Source organism: Affinundibacterium nitidum (assembly GCF_014284155.1).
In the GTDB taxonomy this organism is placed as follows: domain Bacteria; phylum Pseudomonadota; class Gammaproteobacteria; order Burkholderiales; family Burkholderiaceae_D; genus Undibacterium; species Undibacterium nitidum.
Genome location: NZ_JACOFZ010000036.1, coordinates 1 through 447, shown reverse-complemented (window position 1 = coordinate 447; position 447 = coordinate 1). Strand labels below are relative to the sequence as shown.

General features: G+C 51.7%; 1 pseudogene. It reads left to right on the top strand.

The features are described from left to right. Positions 1 to 447: pseudogene (locus tag H8K36_RS18930) on the top strand (hypothetical protein); the annotation flags it as partial.

The window sequence follows — 447 nt, the reverse complement described above, 5'->3', positions numbered from 1 at the left end:
GTGTATCAAGTCCGAGCGTCAGTGAAGGTGGAAATTTAGATTTTACGGTGAGCTTGAGTAATACAAGCACCACCCCTACGGCGGTGACGGTAACACCAAGTTCAGGCACAGCAACGCTAGGTACGGACACTAGCACCCAACAGTATTCGACTGATGGCGGTGCTAGCTGGACGACACTGTCTGGTAGCGTGGTCAATGTGCCTGCTGGTGTATCGAGCTTTATCGTACGCGTGGCCACGGTTGTTGATAGCACAGTGGAAGGAAGTGAAACCATTACTTTGTCGGCTGCAACAGCGCGTAATACGGCCGCTGTAACAGGCACGGGTACCATCTCCGATGGCGTATTGCCGACCATTACGATTACAGATACGAATGGCGTAGAGCCAGGACAAACCTCGGTTAAAGAAGCAGGCTTGGCCAGTGGTAGTCTCAATGACGGTAGTAATA